Source organism: Burkholderia arboris (assembly GCF_902499125.1).
GTDB lineage: Bacteria > Pseudomonadota > Gammaproteobacteria > Burkholderiales > Burkholderiaceae > Burkholderia > Burkholderia arboris.
In genome coordinates this window covers 38,899-56,865 of sequence record NZ_CABVPX010000044.1, presented here as the reverse complement: position 1 = coordinate 56,865, position 17,967 = coordinate 38,899, and the positions used below count along the sequence as shown (strand labels likewise).

Genomic DNA, 17,967 nt, shown 5'->3' with positions numbered 1-17,967 from the left:
CGCGACGGTCACGGCCGCCGCCGCGAGCAGCGCGGCCGGCGGGAGTTTCGCGCGCAGCACGCGCCGCGCGGCGGCGGCGAGGCCGGTTTCGGCCGGCCGCATCGTCCGGATCGGTTGCATCGCGTGTCTCATTGCGTGAGGTCGATCTCGTAAGTGGCGAGGTTCTTGCCCGAGCCGTCGTCGGCCGCGACCTGCGTGATGCCGGTCAGGCCGGCCGCCGCGGCGTCGCCGAGACGGTTCGGCGCGGACGCGAACTGCACGTGCGCGACCGAGCTCGCGAGCTTCGTGAAGCGCCAGCTGCGCTGCGCGCCGTCGGCTGCGCGCGTGATCGCGCCGCGTTTCTTGACGAACGCGATCAGCACGTCGCGGTTCGCGTCGGGCGACGCGAAGATCGTCTTGCTGCCGTCGAGGCCCGGGAAGTTGCCGCCGCCGCTCGCGCGGTAGTTGTTGGTCGCGACGATGAACTGCGCGTTCGGATCGATCGGCGCGCCCTTGTACGTCAGGTTCTTGATGCGGCTGCCGAGCGGCTGCGTGACGTCGATTTCATACGCGAGATCGGCCGACGTGAACATGTCGAAGTTGTAGCCCGGGAAGGTGCTGACGAGCGGCTGCACGGTCGCCTTGGTCGGGTCGATCCGGTTGAAGCGCTTGGCGGCCGTCTCGAGCCAGTTCTTCACGTCGGCGCCGCTCACCTTCACCGCGTACACGGTGTTCGGATACAGGTACAGGTCGGCCGCGTTGTTGATCGCGAGCGCGCCCGGCGCGACGTCGGTGTAGTCGGTGCCGCCGCCGAAGCCGCTCTTGAACGGCGCGCTGACCGACAGCACCGGCAGCGACGCGTACTGCGGCAGGTTCGCCTGCACGTAGGTCTTCACGTAGTCGGCCTGCGCCTCGTTGACGATCTGGATCGCGCCCGGATCGCCGACATCCGCGAAGTACGAGTTCATCCGGTAGTCGGTCGAGCCGATCGGCGTCTTCACGTAGTCGATCGTCGCCTGGTGTTCGCCGGCGATCGCCGCGGACACCGACGGGTCGGCCGCGACGTAGCTCTTGTCGGCGTTCTGGGTCGAGCGCGCCTCGACGGTCGTCTGCGACTTGTCGACGCTCCACGTCTTGCCGTCGAACTTCAGGCCGAGCTTGATCACGCCGAGGTGCTTGCCCCAGTAGTTGGCCATCACGGTCGGCACGCCGTTGACGGTGCCCTTGACCTTGTCGACGCCCGGCAGGTTGAACTGCGACACGGTGCTGTTCGCGTCCGGGAACACCTGGTGCGAATGGCCGATCAGCATCGCGTCGATGCCCGTCACCTTCGACAGCCACCAGCTGCCGTTTTCCATCGTCGGCGAGTACGCGGAATTGTCGAGGCCGCCGTGCGAGATCGCGACGACGAGATCGGCGCCCTTCGCGCGCATCTCGGGAATGTACTTCTCGGCCGCTTCCTTCAGGCCGGTCGTGTAGACCTTACCGTCGAGCCAGCGCTTGTCCCAGTTCATGATCGCGGGCGGGGTGAAGCCGATGATGCCGATCTTCACGGGCGCGCTGACCGTCTTGCCGTCCGGCGTCGTCGCCGTCACCGTGCGCGTCAGGATCGTGTACGGCGTGAACAGCGGCGCGTTGGTTTTCGCGCTGATCACGTTCGCGAGCACCTGCGGGAAATTCGGACCCGCGCACTTCTTCTGCTGGGCCGGGGCCGGCAGGCCGTCGACCTCGAACGTGTTGCCGGTCACTTGCGACAGGTACGGCAGCCCGTAGTTGAACTCGTGGTTGCCGATCCCGCCGCCGTCGAATTTCGCGGCGTTCATCACCTTGTAGATCGCGAGCGTCTGGTCGCAGCCGACCGGTTTCACGAGCGCCTGGTAGTCCGACAGCGCGGTGCCCTGGATCGTGTCGCCGTTGTCGAGCAGCAGCGTGTTCGGGTACTGCGCGCGGGCCTGCGCGATCAGCGTCGACACACGCTCGAAGCCGAGCGAATTGTCTGCGGCGAGCTTGAAATAGTCATACGACAGCACGTTGGTGTGCAGGTCGGTCGTCTCGAGCAGCGCGAGCGTGGCCGTTGTGCCGACGGGCGCCTGGGCCTGCGGTTGCGACGGCGGCGTGGCGGTGACGTCGTCGCCGCCGCAGCCGGCGAGGGCGAAGGCGAGGCTGGCGAGCGCGGCGGCGGCCGGTACGTGGCGGCGGGAAAGCGGGGGGAAACGCATCGGTTGTCCTGTTCGGTGTTCTGTTTTATGAAACGCGAGGTACGCAACAAATGGCGGCGCGGTGCGCCGACGGCCTGATGTGCGGCGCGTGAGAGTATCGAAAGGAAACGTGACGGAAGAATGAAAGGTCGCGACGCCGGCCGCGGGCCGCGGCAGGCGGCGGCGTCCGGCGGGCCCGGCCGCAGTGCCCCGGCCGCGCGCACCCGGCCCGGCACCCCACGGAAATCCTCACGTCGCGGCGCCGGGCGGTTCGCTACAATGGCCGCTGTCATCCTTTTGCAAACAACCTGCCCTTGGACTTCGAGACTCCTCCCGGCCTGTCGGTCGACGCCGGCGGCCAGGGCCAGACGGTGCGCCTGTACGGCCAGTGGACCGCGCTCGCGCTTGCGCGCAATCGCGGCGCCGTCGCGCGCCGCGTCGCGAGCATCGCCACCGGGCGCGTGAGCGAATGGGATCTGTCCGGCATCGAGCGGCTCGATCACGTCGGCGGCCAGGCGCTGTGGCGCGTGTGGGGCCGCAAGCTGCCGGCCGGGGTCGAGCTGAGCGTCACGCAGCGCACGATCTTCGAGCGCATCGAACGGCTCGACAGCGAGCGCGAGGCGCCGGAGCGCGTCGTGCGCTTCGATCCCGTCACGCGGCTCGGCCAGGCGATCTTCGCGTTCGGCGAGCACCTGCAGGGCGGCATCGCGATGTTCGGCCTCGTGATCCTCGATGCGCTGTCGGTGCTGCGCCGCCCGAAGACGATGCCGTGGAAGGAAACCTCGGCGAACATCTACAGCGCCGGCGCGCAGGCGTTGCCGATCACCGCGCTCGTCGCGTTCCTGATCGGCATCGTGCTCAGCTACCTGTCCGCGCAGCAGCTGCAGATGTTCGGCGCGAACCGCTACATCGTGAACATCCTCGGGCTGTCGGTGATCCGCGAGCTTGGCCCCGTGCTGTCGGCGATCCTCGTCGCGGGCCGCTCGGGCTCGGCGATCACCGCGCAGATCGGCGTGATGCGCGTGACCGAGGAGCTCGACGCGATGCGCGTGATGGGCATCCCGCACGGGCTGCGGCTGATCCTGCCGCGCGTGCTCGCGCTCGGCATCGCCATGCCGCTGCTCGTGATGTGGACCAACATCATCGCGCTGACGGGCGGCGCGCTTGCCGCGAAGCTCGTGCTCGGGATCGACGTCAACTATTTCGTGCGCTCGCTGCCGGGCGTCGTGCCGATCGCGAACCTGTACATCGGCGTCGGCAAGGGCGTCGTGTTCGGCATGCTGATCGCGCTGGTCGCGTGCCATTTCGGCTTCCGGATCAAGGCGAACTCGCAGAGTCTCGGCGAAGGCACGACCACGTCGGTCGTGTCGTCGATCACGGTCGTGATTCTCGCCGACGCGGTGTTCGCGATCCTGTTCCAGAACGTGGGGCTCGGATGAACGCATCGAACGAAACGTCGGCGCATGCGGCGGCCAGCGGCGCCGGGGCGGTCGGCACGCAGCCGGCCGGGGAGGCCGATGCCGGCGACCTCGTGATCGAGGTGCGCAACCTGACCAAGCGCTACGGGCGCAACATCATTCACCAGAAGCTCGACTTCGACGTGCGGCGCGGCGAGATCGTGGCGATCGTCGGCGGCTCGGGCTCCGGCAAGACGACGCTGGTGCGGCAGATCCTCGGCCTCGAGCGGCCGACGTCGGGCACGATCAAGGTGTTCGGCGAGGACACGGCGACGATCGACGACGCGAGCGCGCGGATGATGCGCACGCGCTCGGGGATGCTGTTCCAGCAGGGCGCGCTGTTCTCGTCGATGACGGTGTTCGACAACGTCGCGCAGCCGCTGCGCGAGCTCGGCCGCGTGCCGCCGGACCTGCTGCACGACATCGTGATGCTGAAGCTCGAGATGGTCGGCCTGCCGTGCAAGCACGCGTCGAAGATGCCGGCCGCGTTGTCGGGCGGGATGGTGAAGCGGGTCGGCATCGCGCGCGCGATCGCGCTCGAGCCCGAGCTGCTGTTCCTCGACGAGCCGACGGCCGGCCTCGATCCGCAGGCGTCGGACGAATTCGTCGAGCTGATCGCGACGCTGCATCGCACGCTCGGGTTGACCGTCGTGATGGTGACGCACGACCTCGACACGATGGTCGCGCTGTCGACGCGCGTCGCGGTGCTGGCGGACCGCAAGGTGCTGGTCGCCGCGCCGGTCGAGGAGGCCGCGAACGTCGATCATCCGTTCATCCACGAATATTTCCTGGGGCTGCGCGGGCGCCGCGCATTGCAGGCGCTGCCGCCCGAGCGGCGCGCGAAGCTGCCGAAGGCGGCCCTCGAACCGGCGCTGTCGAGCGTCGAGCTGTAACAGGCAAGGACAAGGAACCCTCCGATGGAAAACAAATCACATGCGTTCTGGGCCGGCCTGTTCACGATCGCGCTGACGCTCGCGATCGCGGGCACCGTGTTCTGGTTCAACGTCGACCGCACCGTGCGCGTGCCGTATGACCTGCTCGCGCGCACCAACGTGACGGGGCTGTTCCCGGACGCGGCCGTGCGCTTTCGCGGCCTCGACGTCGGCAAGGTGCAGTCGATCGGCTTCGATCGCACGCATCCGGGCCAGATCCGGATCCGGATCCTCGTCGACCACGACGCGCCGATTACGCAGTCGACCTACGGCAGCCTCGGCTTCCAGGGCGTGACGGGCATCGCGTTCGTGCAGCTCGAGGATACGGGGCGCGACCTGGCGCCGCTGCCGTCGTCGGCGAAGTCGATCGCGCAGATCCCGATGCGGCCGAGCCTGTTCGACCAGATCCAGGAGCGCGGCGACGTGCTGCTGCGGCAGCTCGAACTGGCCGCGAAGAGCGCGAATGCGCTGATGTCGCCCGAAATGCGCGAGCAGTTGCGTGCGACGGCCGAAAGCCTGCAGCACGCGGCCGACGGCGCGACGACGCTGACGAAGCAGCTCGGCCCGGCGGTCACCGCGCTGCCGGAAACGATGCACGAGGTGAATCGCGCGATGGCGTCGGCGAACACGTTGCTGCAGCCGAACGGGCCGCTCGTGTCGAACCTGAACAAGGCCGGCACGGCCGCCGAGCAGGTCGGCGTCGCGCTGAACGACCTGAACGCGCGCGTGCAGTACGACACGTTGCCGCGCTTCAATATGCTGGCCGGCAGCGTCGGCGATGCGTCGCGGCAATTGAAGGACGTGGCCGGTGAGCTCGGCCGCAACCCGCGCAGTCTGTTGTTCGGTTCGCCGGGCGCGGCGCCGGGGCCCGGCGAAGCGGGCTTCGTCTGGCCGGGTGCGACGGCCGGGAAGTGAAGCGCAAATCCATCGATCGTCCGGCCGGAAACGGCCGGGCCATGACGCCCATCGAAACCGGAAACATCATGCAGGAACACGCCATGCCACGAATCCTTGACCGCGCGCTGCGTCCCGCCGCGGCCGCGCTTGCCGTGCTGACGCTCGCGCTGGCGGCCGGCTGCGCCGGCAACAGCGCGGTGCTGTCGAATGTCCGCTACGACCTCGGGCCGGCCGCGTCGGTCGTGACGGCCGGTTCGGGCCCCGCGCTGAAGGTGCTCGACGTCGCCGCGCCCGACGCGCTCGACTCGGACAAGTTCGCGTACCGCCTCGCGTACGCGGACGCGCAGCATGTAGCCGTCTATCGCGACAGCCGCTGGACCGCGCCGCCCGCGCAACTTCTCACGCAGCGGCTGCGCGGCGCGCTGTCGTCGCGCGGCGCGGTGCTCGAAGGGTCCGACGGCGTGCGCGCGCCGACCCTCAAGGTCGACCTGAACGAATTCGAGCAGGTGTTCGACGGGCAGTCGCAGAGCCACGGCGCGGTGACCGCTCGCGCGACGCTGACGCTCGACGGCAAGGTGCTCGGCCAGCGCACGTTCGTCGCGCGCGCCCCGTCGAGCACGCCGGACGCGGCCGGCGGCGCCCGCGCGCTCGCGACGGCGAGCGACGAACTCGTGTCGCAGATCGCCGCGTGGGTCGGCATGCAGGCGTACGCGGGCACCCCGTGACGCGCGCCGCGCAGCCGCGATGAACGCGACCGGCTCGCATCGCGCATCGCCGCTCGCGCGGCAGGCCTTCGCCGCTTACGCGGCGCTCATCGTCTACGCGTCGCTGTATCCGTTCCAAGGCTGGGTGTCGCTCGGCATCGGGCCGTTCGACTACCTGTTCGCGCCGATGCAGCGTTACGTGACCGCCTTCGACGTGGTCACGAACGTGCTCGGCTATCTGCCGTTCGGCGCGCTCGGCGTGCTGGCGCTGCACCCGCGCTGGCGCGGTGTGGCCGCGACGCTGATCGCGGGCGGGCTTGGCGTGCTGCTGTCGGGCTCGATGGAGGCGCTGCAGACCTACCTGCCGACGCGCGTCGCGTCGAATCTCGATCTTGGCGCCAACGCACTCGGCGCGCTGCTGGGCGCGGCGCTCGCCGCACCGGCCACGGGCGCGCTGCTCGATCGCGGCGCGCTGCGCCGGCTGCGCTTCGCCTGGTTCGAGGCCGACGGCGCGACGCCGCTGCTGCTCGCCGTGCTGTGGCCGTTCGCGATCCTGTTTCCGTCGCCGTTCCTGTTCGGCATCGGCGACTGGCCGGCCGCGCTGTGGGAGCGCGCCGACGCGTCGATGCAGGACACGCTGCTCGCATGGCTGCCGGACGCGTGGCGCGTCAGCGAATGGCCCGAGCGGGTCGACGGCTGGCTGTCCGATTCCGCGTGGGAAGCCACGCTCGGCGGGCTGATGCTGTTCGCCGCGCTGGCGATCGCGTCGCTTGCGATGCGGCCGCGCGCGCCGCGCATCCGGCTGCTGATCGCGCTCGTCGTGGCGACGCTGGTGCTGAAGGCGGCCGCGACGTTCATGCAGTCGGCCACCGGCCTCGTCGTCGTCTGGGCGACGCCTGGCGCGCGGCTCGGCATCGAGCTCGGCTTCGCGGCCGCGCTCGTCGCGCTGCGCGTGCCGGAGACCTGGCGGGCGACGCTCGCGGCGCTCGCGCTGCTGGCCGGCGTCGCGCTCGTGAACCTGCTGCCGGTCAACCCGTTCTTCGACTTCACGCTGTCGGGCTGGCGGCAGGGGCGTTACGTGCATTTCAACAGCATCGCGCGCTGGCTCGCCTGGATCTGGCCCTACGCGGCGCTGATCTGGCTCGGCCAGCGCGTCGAGCATGCGTGGCTGCCGGCCGCGCTGCGCCGCTGACGCGGCGGTCCAGGCCGCGCGGCGGCGGCCATATCGCGGGCAGCCGCGCGCGCCGGTCGCTATAATCTTCGGCATCCTCCGTTGCCCCGCGCAACGGCAATCGCTCCTCTTTCCGCACGGCCTCGCGCCGGGCCGCTCGCCACCATCATGGATTCCTACTACCAGCACCACGTCTTCTTCTGCCTGAACCAGCGCGAACCGGGCGCCGAACGCCCGAGCTGCGCGCAATGCGGCGCGCAGACCATGCAGGAATACGCGAAAAAACGCGTGAAGGAACTCGGCCTCGCGGGGCCCGGCAAGGTGCGCATCAACAAGGCCGGCTGCCTCGACCGTTGCGAGGAAGGGCCCGTGATGGTCGTGTATCCGGAAGGCACGTGGTACACGTACGTCGACCAGGCCGACATCGACGAGATCGTCGAATCGCACCTGCGCGACGGCAAGGTCGTCGACCGCCTGAAGATCTGAGCGGGCCGGCCGAATGAACGTTCATACGCAGAAATCGCTGATCGCGGGCCCGGTCGGGCAGATCGAAATCGCGGTCGACCTGCCTGATGCCGTGCGTGAAGAAGGCGCCGCGCCGCGCGGCATCGCGCTCGTCGCGCATCCGCATCCGCTGTTCGGCGGCACGATGGACAACAAGGTCGCGCAGACGCTCGCGCGCACGCTCGTGCAGTTGAACTACGTCGTCTACCGGTCGAACTTCCGTGGCGTCGGCGCGACCGAAGGCGTGCACGACAACGGCACCGGCGAAGCCGACGACCTCGTTGCGGTGCTCGCGCACATGCGCGCGCAGCCCGCGTACGCGGACCTGCCGCTCGTGCTGGCGGGCTTCTCGTTCGGCACGTTCGTGCTGTCGCACGTCGCGAAGCGGCTGCGCGACGCGGGCGAGTCGATCGAGCGGATGGTGTTCGTCGGCACGGCCGCGAGCCGCTGGCAGGTGGCCGACGTGCCCGAGAACACGCTCGTGATCCACGGCGAGACCGACGACACGGTGCCGATCGCGTCGGTATACGACTGGGCGCGGCCGCAGGAACTGCCGGTCGTCGTGATTCCCGGCGCCGAGCATTTCCTTCATCGCAAGCTGCACGTGCTGAAGCGCATCATCGTCGACGCGTGGCGCTAGGGCCGGCGCAAGCCCGCCAATCGCGCGAACCGGCCCCGGCCCGCGTGCGGGCGCCGGCGTAAGCGCCGGCGGCCCGTCCCGCGCACCGGTACCCGGCCGGATGCACGATCCTTCCCGAAACGTCGCGCGACATCGCGCCGCACCGCGCGGCGTTCCGCCTGCCGCACGGCGACACGACTCGTCTTGCACACCGCCTGCGCACGCCTTTCGCGCGGCTTCGAGTGCGCGGGTCCGCAGCCTGCTCGCGCTATGCTCCCGAAGCCGGTGTGCGGCCGTCCGGCGCCAGGTTCGCGAAAACGCCGTTCGCGGCCACGTATAATGGCCGCATTCCGCGTCGCCCGCGGCCCGGCTGGGCCCATGCGGCGCTCGTTTCGCCGCCTGTCCGCCCGCTCGCGACGGCCGCGAACCGAACGCGTCCGCACGAGTCCAACCGGCGCGTTTCGCGTCGCCCGGCGATTTCCGGGCGAGTGCCCGAAACGCCCGCCGCCTTGCCGTTCAACCCTGCGCGTTTCGCACCGCACTTTCTGCCATCAGCCTGAATCGATCATGCGTCTGTCTCCCCAAGGCCTCAAGTCCCTCGCTTCCTCCATCGCCTTCGGCACCGCCGCGCGCAACGTCGCGCTCGGCGTGATGCTGCCCGTCGCGCTCGCATCGACGATCGTCGTCGCCGAGGCGAAGCCGGCCGCCAAGGCCAAGGCCGCGCATGCGGCGCCGGCCGCCGAGCAGTTCACCGGCGCGCCCGCGACCTACATGCCGGGCGCGGTGCCGCCGCCGGGCGTGAACGCACGCTCGTGGGTGCTCGTCGACGCGACCAGCAACACGGTGCTCGCGTCGGGCAATGCGGATGAACGCGTCGAGCCGGCCTCGCTGACGAAGCTGATGACCGCCTACCTCGTGTTCGAGGCGCTCGACAAGAAGAAGATCTCGATGGAGCAGATCGTCACGCCGAGCGACGCGGTGCGCCGCGTCGGCCGCGACGAGTCGCGCATGTTCATCGAGGCGAACAAGCCGGTGTCCGTGCATGACCTCGTGTACGGGATGATCATCCAGTCGGGCAACGATGCCGCGATCGCGCTGGCCGAACTCGTCGGCGGCAGCGAAGGGCAGTTCGTCACGCTGATGAACGACGAGGCGGCGCGCCTCGGCATGAAGGGCACGCACTTCGCCGACGTGAACGGCATGCCCGACCCGAACCACTACACGACGGCCGGCGACCTCGCGAAGCTGTCCGCGCACCTGATCCGCGATTTTCCGCAGTACTACAGCATCTTCTCGGAGAAGGAATTCAAGTACAACAACATCCGCCAGGGCAACCGCAACCGCCTGCTGTGGCTGGATCCGACGGTCGACGGCCTGAAGACGGGCCATACGCAGGCGGCCGGCTTCTGCCTGATCGCATCGGCGAAGCGCGCGATCCCGGGCGTCGACGGCCAGCGCCGCCTGGTGTCGGTGATGATGGGCGAGCAGAAGGAAGGCGAGCGCACGCAGGACAGCATGAAGATGCTGAACTACGGCTACAGCGCGTTCGATTCGGTGCGTCTGTTCAAGGGCGGCCAGGCAATGTCGACGCCGCGTATCTACAAGGGCAAGGAAAACACCGTGCAGGTCGGCGTGAAGGGCGACCAGTGGGCGACCGTGCCGCGCGGCCTCGGCGACAAGGTCAAGACCGAAGTCGACGTGAACGCGCCGCTGATCGCGCCGCTCGCGGAAGGCCAGCAGGTCGGCACCGTGAAGATCGTCGCCGACGGCAAGACGCTGTCGGAATTCCCGGTCGTCGCGCTGCAGGCGGTGCCGGAAGCGGGTATCTTCGGGCGTATCTGGGACTCGATCCTGCTGATGTTCAGCAAGAAGAAGTAAGCGCGACGGGCCTTTGTTTTTACGACTTCATCCCCATCTGTCATAGCTATGAGCCAAGCCGAATTCGAACCGATCGTCTACCTCAGCGTCTCGGCGCAGGAGGAACTGGTGCCGCTGTCCGAAGCCCGTGTCCCGGTGCTCGACCGCGGGTTCATCTTCGGCGATGGCGTGTATGAAGTCGTCCCCGTTTATGCACACGACGGCGCGCACGTGCCGTTCCGGATCGACCCGCATCTGGAGCGGCTCGCGCGCAGCCTGAAGAAGATCGGCATCGACAACCCGCACGACGCGGCCGGCTGGCGCGCGCTGATCGAGCGCGTGGTCGAGGCGAATGCCGAAGGCCTCGGCGACGGCAACGCGCTCGTCTACCTGCAGGTGACGCGCGGCGTCGCGAAGCGCGGCCATGCGTTCCCGGCGAACGCGGTGCCGACGGTGTTCGCGATGACGAGCCCGCTGCGCCTGCCGCCGGAAGAAGAGCGTGCGAAGGGTGTGCGCTGCGTGACGGCCGAGGATCGCCGCTGGCTGCATTGCGACATCAAGTCGATCTCGCTGCTCGGCAACGTGCTGATGGCGCAGCATGCGGCGGAACACGACGCGTTCGAGACGCTGCAGTTGCGTGACGGCTACCTGACCGAAGGGTCGTCGTCGAACGTGTGGGTCGTGAAGAACGGCGAGCTGCTCGCGCCGCCGCGCAGCAACAAGATCCTCGAAGGGATCCGCTATGCGCTGATCGAGGAGCTGGCCGACGAATGCAAGATCCCGTTCGTCGCGCGCGAGATCAGCGAAGTGGAGTTGCGCTCGGCTGACGAGATCATGATCACGTCGGCCACGAAGGAAGTGCTGCCTGTCACGTCGCTCGACGATCTGCCCGTCCAGGGCGGCAAGCCGGGCCCCGTGTTCGCGGCGCTGTATGACGCGTACCAGCGTGCGAAGGCACGCGAGTTTGAACAGTTTGACCTAACCCGGAGAAAATGATGAGCGAACCGACCAAAACCATCGAGGTCACCGGCGCGATCGATACCCGGAAGGAGTCGCTGCTGGAGTTTCCGTGCGATTTCCCGATCAAGATCATGGGCAAGGCGCACCCGGAGTTCAAGGACACGATCTTCAAGGTCGTCGCCGTTCACGACAACGAGATCGATGTCGAGAAGATCGAGGAGCGCGCGTCGAGCGGCGGCAATTACACGGGCCTCACGATCACCGTGCGCGCGACGAGCCAGGAACAGCTCGACAACATCTACCGCGCACTGACCGGCCATCCGATGGTCAAGGTCGTGCTCTAAGCGCCCGTTCCGGCGCTCCGGGGATCAGCGCAAACGGCCGCTGATCCCTTTCCATCCTCCCTCCAGCGCGCACTCGGCGGGACATTTCCCCGCCGCGCGCCGCGCGTCCAGTTCGTCGCACAGCTGCTGGTATTCCACGACCTGCTCGAGCAGCCAGGACCGGAACGCCTGCACGCGCGGCGTGCTCAGTAGCGGCGGCGGACACACGAAAAAATAGTGCCACGGGCTCTGCCCGTCGATGTCGAACAGGCGCACGATGCGCCCGTCGAGCAGGTCGTGCACCGCGAGCGAGCGGCGCACCAGCGCGATGCCCTGGCCGTCGATCGCGGCCAGCAGCAGGTTCGACGAATCCTGGTACAGCACCCCCCGTTTCGGCTCGGTCAGCGTATCGAGCCCGGCCGCGTCGAACCACGGCCGCCACAGCTCGTCATCCGAGCGCAGCAGGTTGTAATGCACGAGATCGGCAGGCGTCTGCGGCAGCTTGCCGCCGTTCAGCGTCGGTGCGCATGCCGGAAAGAACACCTCCTCGAACAGCGGCTCGACATGCAGCCCCGGATAGGTGCCGGAGCCGAAGCGGATCGCGAGGTCGACGTCGTCGCGCGCGAAATCGGTGAGCGAGTTGGTCGACTGCAGCTCGACGTCGATTTCCGGATGCCGCTCGATGAACGTGCCGATGCGCGGCGTGATGAAGCGCGCGGCGAACGACGACAGCATCGACACCACCAGCCGCCGGTCGCGGTCGCTCGAGCGCACCTCGCGCGTCGCGTCGGCGATCACCATCAGTGCGGTGCGGATCTGCTGCGCATAGCGCATGCCGGCGTCGGTCAGGCACAGCCGCTTGCCGTTGCGCGTGAACAGTTGCACGCCAAGCTCTTCCTCGAGCGCGCGCACCTGGTGGCTGACTGCGCCGTGCGTGACGAACAGCTCGTCGGCGGCGCGCGAGAAATTCTCGTGACGGGCAGCGGCTTCGAACGCGCGAACGGCGTTCAGCGCCGGTAGCTGGCGGAGGTCCATTTGCTAATTTTCCTCACATCGACGTGAAAATTGGTCGTTTTGTCAGACGCCTTGAAGTGACTACGATTGTAGCCATCGAAGCATTTATTGGCGGAGTCGATCATGCAAGAAATTTCTTCAAGCATCACCTTCGAAATCCCCGTGGGCGAAACCGTGCCGATGAAGGTGCAACGCAGCACGCGGCTGATCGTTCAATGCGGGCCGGTCTGGGCGACGCGCAGCAACGACGTCGACGACTACTTCCTGGTCGACGGCGAAACGCTGAAGCTGCGCCGCGGCGAGCGGCTGTGGCTCAGCGCGGAAGGCCGCGAGGGCGCGCGCGTCGCGTTCTCGGTGTCGCGGCCGCCCCGGGAGGTGGCACTCGGCGGGCTGGCACGCCTGCGCGAACGCTTGACCACGCTGCTCCACGACGGCTGGCGCACGGTCTGACCATCATTTCGTCCGACGGATACTGACAATCCGTCCCTTTCCAAGCCCGGCGAGACCCATGGGTTTTCGGTAAACTACCGCCCATGTCCGTCTCGCCGGTTTCCATCGTGTCCACGCCTGTCGCCGTTTCCGCATCGCCCGCCGACTTTCCGGCCCAGCCGGTCGCCGTGCGCTGGCGGGGCTTCGAGGCCTACGAGACGAGCTTCGACGCGATGCGCGCGTTCACCGACACGCGCACGGCCGACACCGGCGACGAGATCTGGGTGGTCGAGCATCCGCCCGTCTACACGCTCGGCCAGGCCGGCGACCCGGCCCACCTGCTGGTGGCCGACAGCGGCGTGCCGCTCGTGAAGGTCGACCGCGGCGGACAAATCACCTACCACGGCCCCGGCCAGATCGTCGTCTACCTGCTGCTGGACCTGCGCCGGCGCAAGCTGATGGTGCGCACGCTCGTGACGAAGATCGAGGAGGCCGTGATCGAAACCCTCGCGGCGTATAATCTCGCTTCGGTCCGCAAGGCGGGCGCGCCCGGGATCTACGTAGCATCCGGCGTACACGAGGGCGCGAAAATCGCGGCCCTCGGCCTGAAGATCCGCAACGGCTGCAGCTATCACGGGCTGAGCCTGAACGTGAAGATGGATCTGCGCCCGTTTCTTGCGATCAACCCGTGCGGCTATGCCGGACTGGAAACTGTCGACATGGCGAGCCTCGAGGTTGCCGCCGACTGGAACGACGTCGCCCACACGCTGGTGCGCCGTCTGATCGCCAACCTCGACGGCGCATCCGCGGCCGCCGACAAGCCGCAGGCACTGGAACAATCGAATGACTGACGTTACCGCTTCTCCCGCACCGGCCGATTCGGCCGCCACCGCTGCGTACGATCCGACCGCCAAGCAGAAGGCGCAGGCGAAGACGGCGCGCATCCCGATCAAGGTCATTCCGATCGAGAGGCTGAAGAAGCCCGAGTGGATCCGCGTGAAGGCGGCCACCGGCAGCTCGCGCTTCAACGAGATCAAGACGATCCTGCGCGAGCACAACCTGCATACCGTGTGCGAGGAAGCGAGCTGCCCGAACATCGGCGAATGCTTCGGCAAGGGCACCGCGACGTTCATGATCATGGGCGACAAGTGCACGCGCCGCTGCCCGTTCTGCGACGTCGGCCACGGCCGTCCCGATCCGCTCGACGCGGACGAACCGAAGAACCTCGCACGCACGATCGCGGCGCTGAAGCTCAAGTACGTGGTGATCACGAGCGTCGACCGCGACGACCTGCGTGACGGTGGCGCGGCCCACTTCGTCGAGTGCATCCGCGAAGTGCGCGAGCAGTCGCCGGAAACGCGTATCGAGATCCTGACGCCCGACTTCCGCGGCCGTCTCGACCGTGCGATTTCGATCCTGAACGCCGCGCCGCCCGACGTGATGAACCACAACCTCGAAACGGTGCCGCGCCTGTACAAGGAAGCGCGCCCGGGTTCGGACTATGCGCACTCGCTGAAGCTCCTGAAGGACTTCAAGGCGCAGCATCCGGACGTCGCGACGAAGTCGGGCCTGATGGTCGGCCTCGGCGAGACCGAAGAGGAAATCCTGCAGGTGATGCGCGACCTGCGCGCGCACGACGTCGACATGCTGACGATCGGCCAGTACCTGCAGCCGTCCGAGCACCACCTGCCGGTGCGTGCGTACGTGCATCCGGATACGTTCAAGATGTACGAGGAAGAGGCGTACAAGATGGGCTTCACGCACGCAGCCGTCGGCGCGATGGTGCGGTCGAGCTATCACGCCGATCTGCAGGCGCACGGGGCCGGGGTGGTCTGAGCGTCGCAATCCCGCTGCCGTCACACGCAGTCGAAAAAGCCCGCAGCGATGCGGGCTTTTTTGTTGCTGCTGCGGCCATCCGCGCTGCCGCATGGCAATCGTCACCCGACCGGACGCGCGATCCGGTCGAACGTGGAAAGCAAAGCTGAAACGGCATCGATAGCTTCGCAGGATAAGTTCGCTCCCGCCGCGCGCAAAGCTCCTATAGTCGGCTCTCCCGCAGCAATGCCCGCATTCCGAAGGAGAGCCGCATGTCCCGTTTCAGCTTCATCCGCCGCGCCGTCGTCGCGCTGACCGCCTTTGCCGCGCTCGGCGCGGCGCACGCCGAATCGCGCGAAGTCGTGATTGCGTACCAGGACATGGTCGTGCCGTGGCGTTATGCGCAGGCGAGCGGTGAAGTCGAAAAGGCGACCGGCTACAAGGTCACGTTCCGCAAGCTCGACAGCGGCGCCGACGTGATCCGCGCGCTCGCGTCGGGCTCCGTGCAGCTCGGCGAAGCCGGGTCGAGCCCGATCGCGGCCGGCCTGTCGCAGGGCCTCGACATCTCGCTGTTCTGGGTGCTCGACAACATCAACGACGCCGAGGCGCTCGTCGCGCGCAACGGCTCGGGCGTCACGAACGTCGCTGCGCTGAAGGGCAAGAAGATCGGCGTGCCGTTCGTGTCGACGTCGCACTTCCATACGCTCGTCGCGCTGCAGGCCGCGGGCGTCAATCCGAACGACGTGAAGATCGTCAACCTGCGTCCGCCCGAAGTCGCGGCGGCGTGGGCGCGCGGCGACATCGACGCGACCTATATCTGGGATCCGGTGCTCGCGAAGGTCAAGCAGTCGGGCACCGTGCTCACGACGTCGGGCCAGGTTGCGAAAGAAAGTGGCAAGGCGACCTTCGACGGCTTCGTCGTGAGCCGCAAGTTCGCGCGCGAGAACCCCGAGTTCGTCACGCGCTTCGTGAAGGTGCTCGCGGCCGCCGATGCCGACTACCGCGCGCACGCGGCGGCATGGAAGGTCGGCTCGCCGCAGGTCGCCGCGGTGGCGAAGGTGTCGGGCGCGAACGCGCAGGACGTGCCGGCCAGCCTCGCGCTCTACGCATTCCCGACGGCGGCCGAGCAGGCGTCGCCGACGTGGCTCGGCGGCGGCGCGCAATCGGGCGCCGCGAAGTCGCTCGCGGCCACGGCCACGTTCCTCAAATCGCAGGGCACGATCCAGACGGTGCTGTCCGACTATTCGGCCGGCGTCGATCCGCAGTTCGTGCAGAAGGCCGCGCGCTGAGCGCGGCGATCATCGCGGAGTCCTGAGCATGAGCACGCTGGAAGTCCGTCAGGTATCGGTTGCCTATCCGGGCGAGCGCGGCAGGCCGACGACGCAGGCGCTCGCGCGCGTCGACCTGCGCATCGAGGCCGGTGAATTCGTCGTCGCGCTCGGCGCGTCCGGGTGCGGAAAGACGACGCTCCTGAACTGCATGGCCGGCTTCGTCGCGCCGACGACGGGCGACGTGCGCGTCGACGGCGTGCCGGTCGCGGGCCCCGGCGCCGATCGCGGCGTCGTGTTCCAGAAATACGCGCTGCTGCCGTGGCTCGACGTGCTCGGCAACGTCGCGCTCGGGCTGCGCTTCGCGCGCGTGTCGAAGGCCGAACGCGAAGCGCGGGCGCGACAGATGCTCGCGCTCGTCGGGCTCGACAACCATGCGCATGCGCGCGTGTACGAACTGTCGGGCGGGATGCAGCAGCGTGTCGGCATCGCGCGTGCGCTGGCGAGCGACCCGCGCGTGCTGCTGATGGACGAGCCGATGGGTGCGCTCGACGCGATGACGCGCGGCACGATGCAGGCGCTCGTGCTCGACGTGTGGGCGCGCACCGGCAAGACGGTGTTCTTCATCACGCACGACGTCGAGGAGGCATTGTTCCTCGCGACGCGCCTCGTCGTGATGACGCCGGGCCCGGGACGCATCGCGGAAACCTTCGAGCTGCCGTTCGCGCGCCGCTACGTCGAATCGCGCGATGCACGTGCGGTGAAATCGTCACCGGAATTCATCGCGTGGCGCGAGCGGCTGATCTCGTACCTGCATCGCGACGAGGCGGTTGCGGAGCCGGCGTGATGAGCGAACTCGCGCGACACGGCGTGGCCGTCGGGCGCGGCCGTAACAGTACTTTGCACAGGCAGGACAGCATGAGCACGCAGGATTCGTGGACGGCCGATCGCGCGGCCGCAGGCTTCGAGCAGGGCGATCGCACGCGGCCTCAGGCGGCGCGTCGTGCGCCGTCGTCGCGCCGTTACCGGCTGCCGGGGGAAGGGAAGACCGCAGGGCTGAGCGCGGCGACGGTCGCGGCGCTGGCCGTGCTGTGGTGGGTCGCGACACATCGCCAGTGGTTGCCGCCGCTGTTCCTGCCCGCACCGGAAGCCGTGTGGGCCGCTTTCGTCGATGCGTGGCACGGCCGCATTCAGGGCGGCCTGCCGCTGTCGGAACATCTGCTGTGGAGCGCGGCGCGCGTGTTCGGCGCATTTTTGCTGGCGACGGCGATCGGCGTGCCGGCGGGCATCCTGATGGGCGTGAGCCGCGTCGCGCGCGGCGTGCTCGATCCGCTGCTGGAGTTCTACCGGCCGCTGCCGCCGCTCGCGTACCTGCCGCTCGTCGTGATCTGGTTCGGCATCGACGAAACGGCGAAGCTCGTCGTGATCTTCCTCGCGTGCTTCGCGCCGATCGCGATGGCCGCACGCGCCGGCGTGCGCGCGGCGACGGTCGAGCAGATCAACGCCGCGTATTCGCTCGGCGGCAGCTTCGCGCAGATCGTGCGCCACGTGGTGTTGCCGGCCGCGCTGCCGGAAATCCTCACGGGGCTGCGAATCGCGATCGGGTTCGGCTGGACGACGCTCGTTGCGGCGGAGATGGTTGCCGCGACGGCCGGGCTCGGGCAGATGGTGCTCAACGCATCGAGCTTCCTGCGTACGGACATCGTCGTGATGGGGATCCTGATCATCGGCGCGATCGCGTGGCTGTTCGATCTCGCGATGCGGTGGGTCGAGCGGCGGATCGTGCCGTGGAAGGGAAGAGGCTGACGTCGCGCAGGCGGCGCGGGCGACGCACACGCGC

At 68.4% G+C, this 17,967-nt stretch carries 18 protein-coding genes and 1 pseudogene; 16 read left to right on the top strand and 3 right to left on the bottom strand.

The genetic code is table 11. The annotated features are described in order from the left end of the window. Together BLA15945_RS37770 and BLA15945_RS34570 are read right to left on the bottom strand one after the other, a co-directional pair. Positions 1-120, bottom strand: a pseudogene (locus BLA15945_RS37770) (tetratricopeptide repeat protein); the annotation flags it as partial. A gap of 8 nt (positions 121-128) precedes the next feature. Then, on the bottom strand, positions 129-2,198 hold the full coding sequence (locus BLA15945_RS34570; RefSeq protein ID WP_059233084.1) for a bifunctional 2',3'-cyclic-nucleotide 2'-phosphodiesterase/3'-nucleotidase: 2,070 nt from the start codon (positions 2,196-2,198) through the stop codon (positions 129-131). A gap of 293 nt (positions 2,199-2,491) precedes the next feature. On the opposite strand from BLA15945_RS34570, the gene BLA15945_RS34565 reads away from it, so the two are divergent. The 10 genes from BLA15945_RS34565 to BLA15945_RS34520 all read left to right on the top strand — a co-directional run bounded on the left by BLA15945_RS34565 (position 2,492) and on the right by BLA15945_RS34520 (position 11,622). After that, entirely contained in the window at positions 2,492-3,616 is a 1,125-nt protein-coding gene (locus BLA15945_RS34565; protein ID WP_059233085.1) for an MlaE family ABC transporter permease, read from the top strand. Further along, complete coding sequence (locus BLA15945_RS34560; RefSeq protein ID WP_059233086.1) at positions 3,613-4,527, top strand: ABC transporter ATP-binding protein; 915 nt, start codon at positions 3,613-3,615, stop codon at positions 4,525-4,527. The genes BLA15945_RS34565 and BLA15945_RS34560 overlap by 4 nt, the downstream gene beginning before the upstream one ends. A gap of 24 nt (positions 4,528-4,551) precedes the next feature. After that, positions 4,552-5,481 carry an MlaD family protein gene (locus BLA15945_RS34555; RefSeq protein ID WP_059233087.1) on the top strand — a complete coding sequence of 310 codons (930 nt, stop codon included), beginning with the start codon at positions 4,552-4,554 and terminating at the stop codon, positions 5,479-5,481. A gap of 68 nt (positions 5,482-5,549) precedes the next feature. Further along, positions 5,550-6,188: an ABC-type transport auxiliary lipoprotein family protein gene (locus tag BLA15945_RS34550; protein WP_407045125.1), complete on the top strand. Its 639-nt coding sequence runs from the start codon at positions 5,550-5,552 to the stop codon at positions 6,186-6,188. 19 nt (positions 6,189-6,207) lie between these two features. Beyond that, positions 6,208-7,359: a VanZ family protein gene (locus BLA15945_RS34545; RefSeq protein WP_174994464.1), complete on the top strand. Its 1,152-nt coding sequence runs from the start codon at positions 6,208-6,210 to the stop codon at positions 7,357-7,359. Positions 7,360-7,506: 147 nt separating this feature from the next. Continuing rightward, positions 7,507-7,824, top strand: coding sequence for a (2Fe-2S) ferredoxin domain-containing protein (locus tag BLA15945_RS34540; RefSeq protein WP_059233089.1), 318 nt, complete (start codon positions 7,507-7,509; stop codon positions 7,822-7,824). Positions 7,825-7,837: 13 nt separating this feature from the next. After that, entirely contained in the window at positions 7,838-8,482 is a 645-nt protein-coding gene (locus tag BLA15945_RS34535) for an alpha/beta hydrolase (protein ID WP_059233090.1), read from the top strand. A 546-nt stretch (positions 8,483-9,028) separates the two neighbouring features. Beyond that, on the top strand, positions 9,029-10,339 hold the full coding sequence (locus BLA15945_RS34530) for a D-alanyl-D-alanine carboxypeptidase family protein (RefSeq protein ID WP_059233091.1): 1,311 nt from the start codon (positions 9,029-9,031) through the stop codon (positions 10,337-10,339). Between the two features lie 48 nt (positions 10,340-10,387). Further along, on the top strand, positions 10,388-11,314 hold the full coding sequence (locus tag BLA15945_RS34525) for a D-amino acid aminotransferase (RefSeq protein WP_059233092.1): 927 nt from the start codon (positions 10,388-10,390) through the stop codon (positions 11,312-11,314). Next, positions 11,314-11,622 carry an HP0495 family protein gene (locus tag BLA15945_RS34520; RefSeq protein ID WP_011353335.1) on the top strand — a complete coding sequence of 103 codons (309 nt, stop codon included), beginning with the start codon at positions 11,314-11,316 and terminating at the stop codon, positions 11,620-11,622. Before BLA15945_RS34525 ends, BLA15945_RS34520 begins: the two co-directional genes overlap by 1 nt. 24 nt (positions 11,623-11,646) lie before the next feature. Here the strand turns inward: BLA15945_RS34520 and BLA15945_RS34515 are convergent, their stop codons facing one another. After that, entirely contained in the window at positions 11,647-12,636 is a 990-nt protein-coding gene (locus BLA15945_RS34515) for a transcriptional regulator GcvA (protein ID WP_059233093.1), read from the bottom strand. Positions 12,637-12,738: 102 nt separating this feature from the next. Here BLA15945_RS34515 and BLA15945_RS34510 point away from each other — a divergent pair, with 102 nt between their 5' ends. The 6 genes from BLA15945_RS34510 to BLA15945_RS34485 all read left to right on the top strand — a co-directional run bounded on the left by BLA15945_RS34510 (position 12,739) and on the right by BLA15945_RS34485 (position 17,933). Further along, positions 12,739-13,065 (top strand): DUF2917 domain-containing protein, encoded by a 327-nt coding sequence (locus BLA15945_RS34510; RefSeq protein ID WP_174994463.1) that lies wholly within the window; start codon positions 12,739-12,741, stop codon positions 13,063-13,065. 83 nt (positions 13,066-13,148) lie between these two features. Next, the gene (gene lipB, locus BLA15945_RS34505) at positions 13,149-13,895 is read left to right on the top strand and encodes a lipoyl(octanoyl) transferase LipB (RefSeq protein ID WP_059233094.1); all 747 of its coding nucleotides are present in this window, start codon (positions 13,149-13,151) and stop codon (positions 13,893-13,895) included. Then, the gene (lipA, locus tag BLA15945_RS34500; RefSeq protein ID WP_059233095.1) at positions 13,888-14,880 is read left to right on the top strand and encodes a lipoyl synthase; all 993 of its coding nucleotides are present in this window, start codon (positions 13,888-13,890) and stop codon (positions 14,878-14,880) included. Before lipB ends, lipA begins: the two co-directional genes overlap by 8 nt. 251 nt (positions 14,881-15,131) lie before the next feature. Next, the gene (tauA, locus tag BLA15945_RS34495; RefSeq protein WP_174994462.1) at positions 15,132-16,148 is read left to right on the top strand and encodes a taurine ABC transporter substrate-binding protein; all 1,017 of its coding nucleotides are present in this window, start codon (positions 15,132-15,134) and stop codon (positions 16,146-16,148) included. A gap of 28 nt (positions 16,149-16,176) precedes the next feature. Next, on the top strand, positions 16,177-16,974 hold the full coding sequence (locus tag BLA15945_RS34490) for a taurine ABC transporter ATP-binding protein (protein ID WP_174994461.1): 798 nt from the start codon (positions 16,177-16,179) through the stop codon (positions 16,972-16,974). Then, the gene (locus tag BLA15945_RS34485) at positions 16,974-17,933 is read left to right on the top strand and encodes an ABC transporter permease subunit (RefSeq protein ID WP_059233098.1); all 960 of its coding nucleotides are present in this window, start codon (positions 16,974-16,976) and stop codon (positions 17,931-17,933) included. Before BLA15945_RS34490 ends, BLA15945_RS34485 begins: the two co-directional genes overlap by 1 nt. Positions 17,934-17,967: the final 34 nt, after the last annotated feature.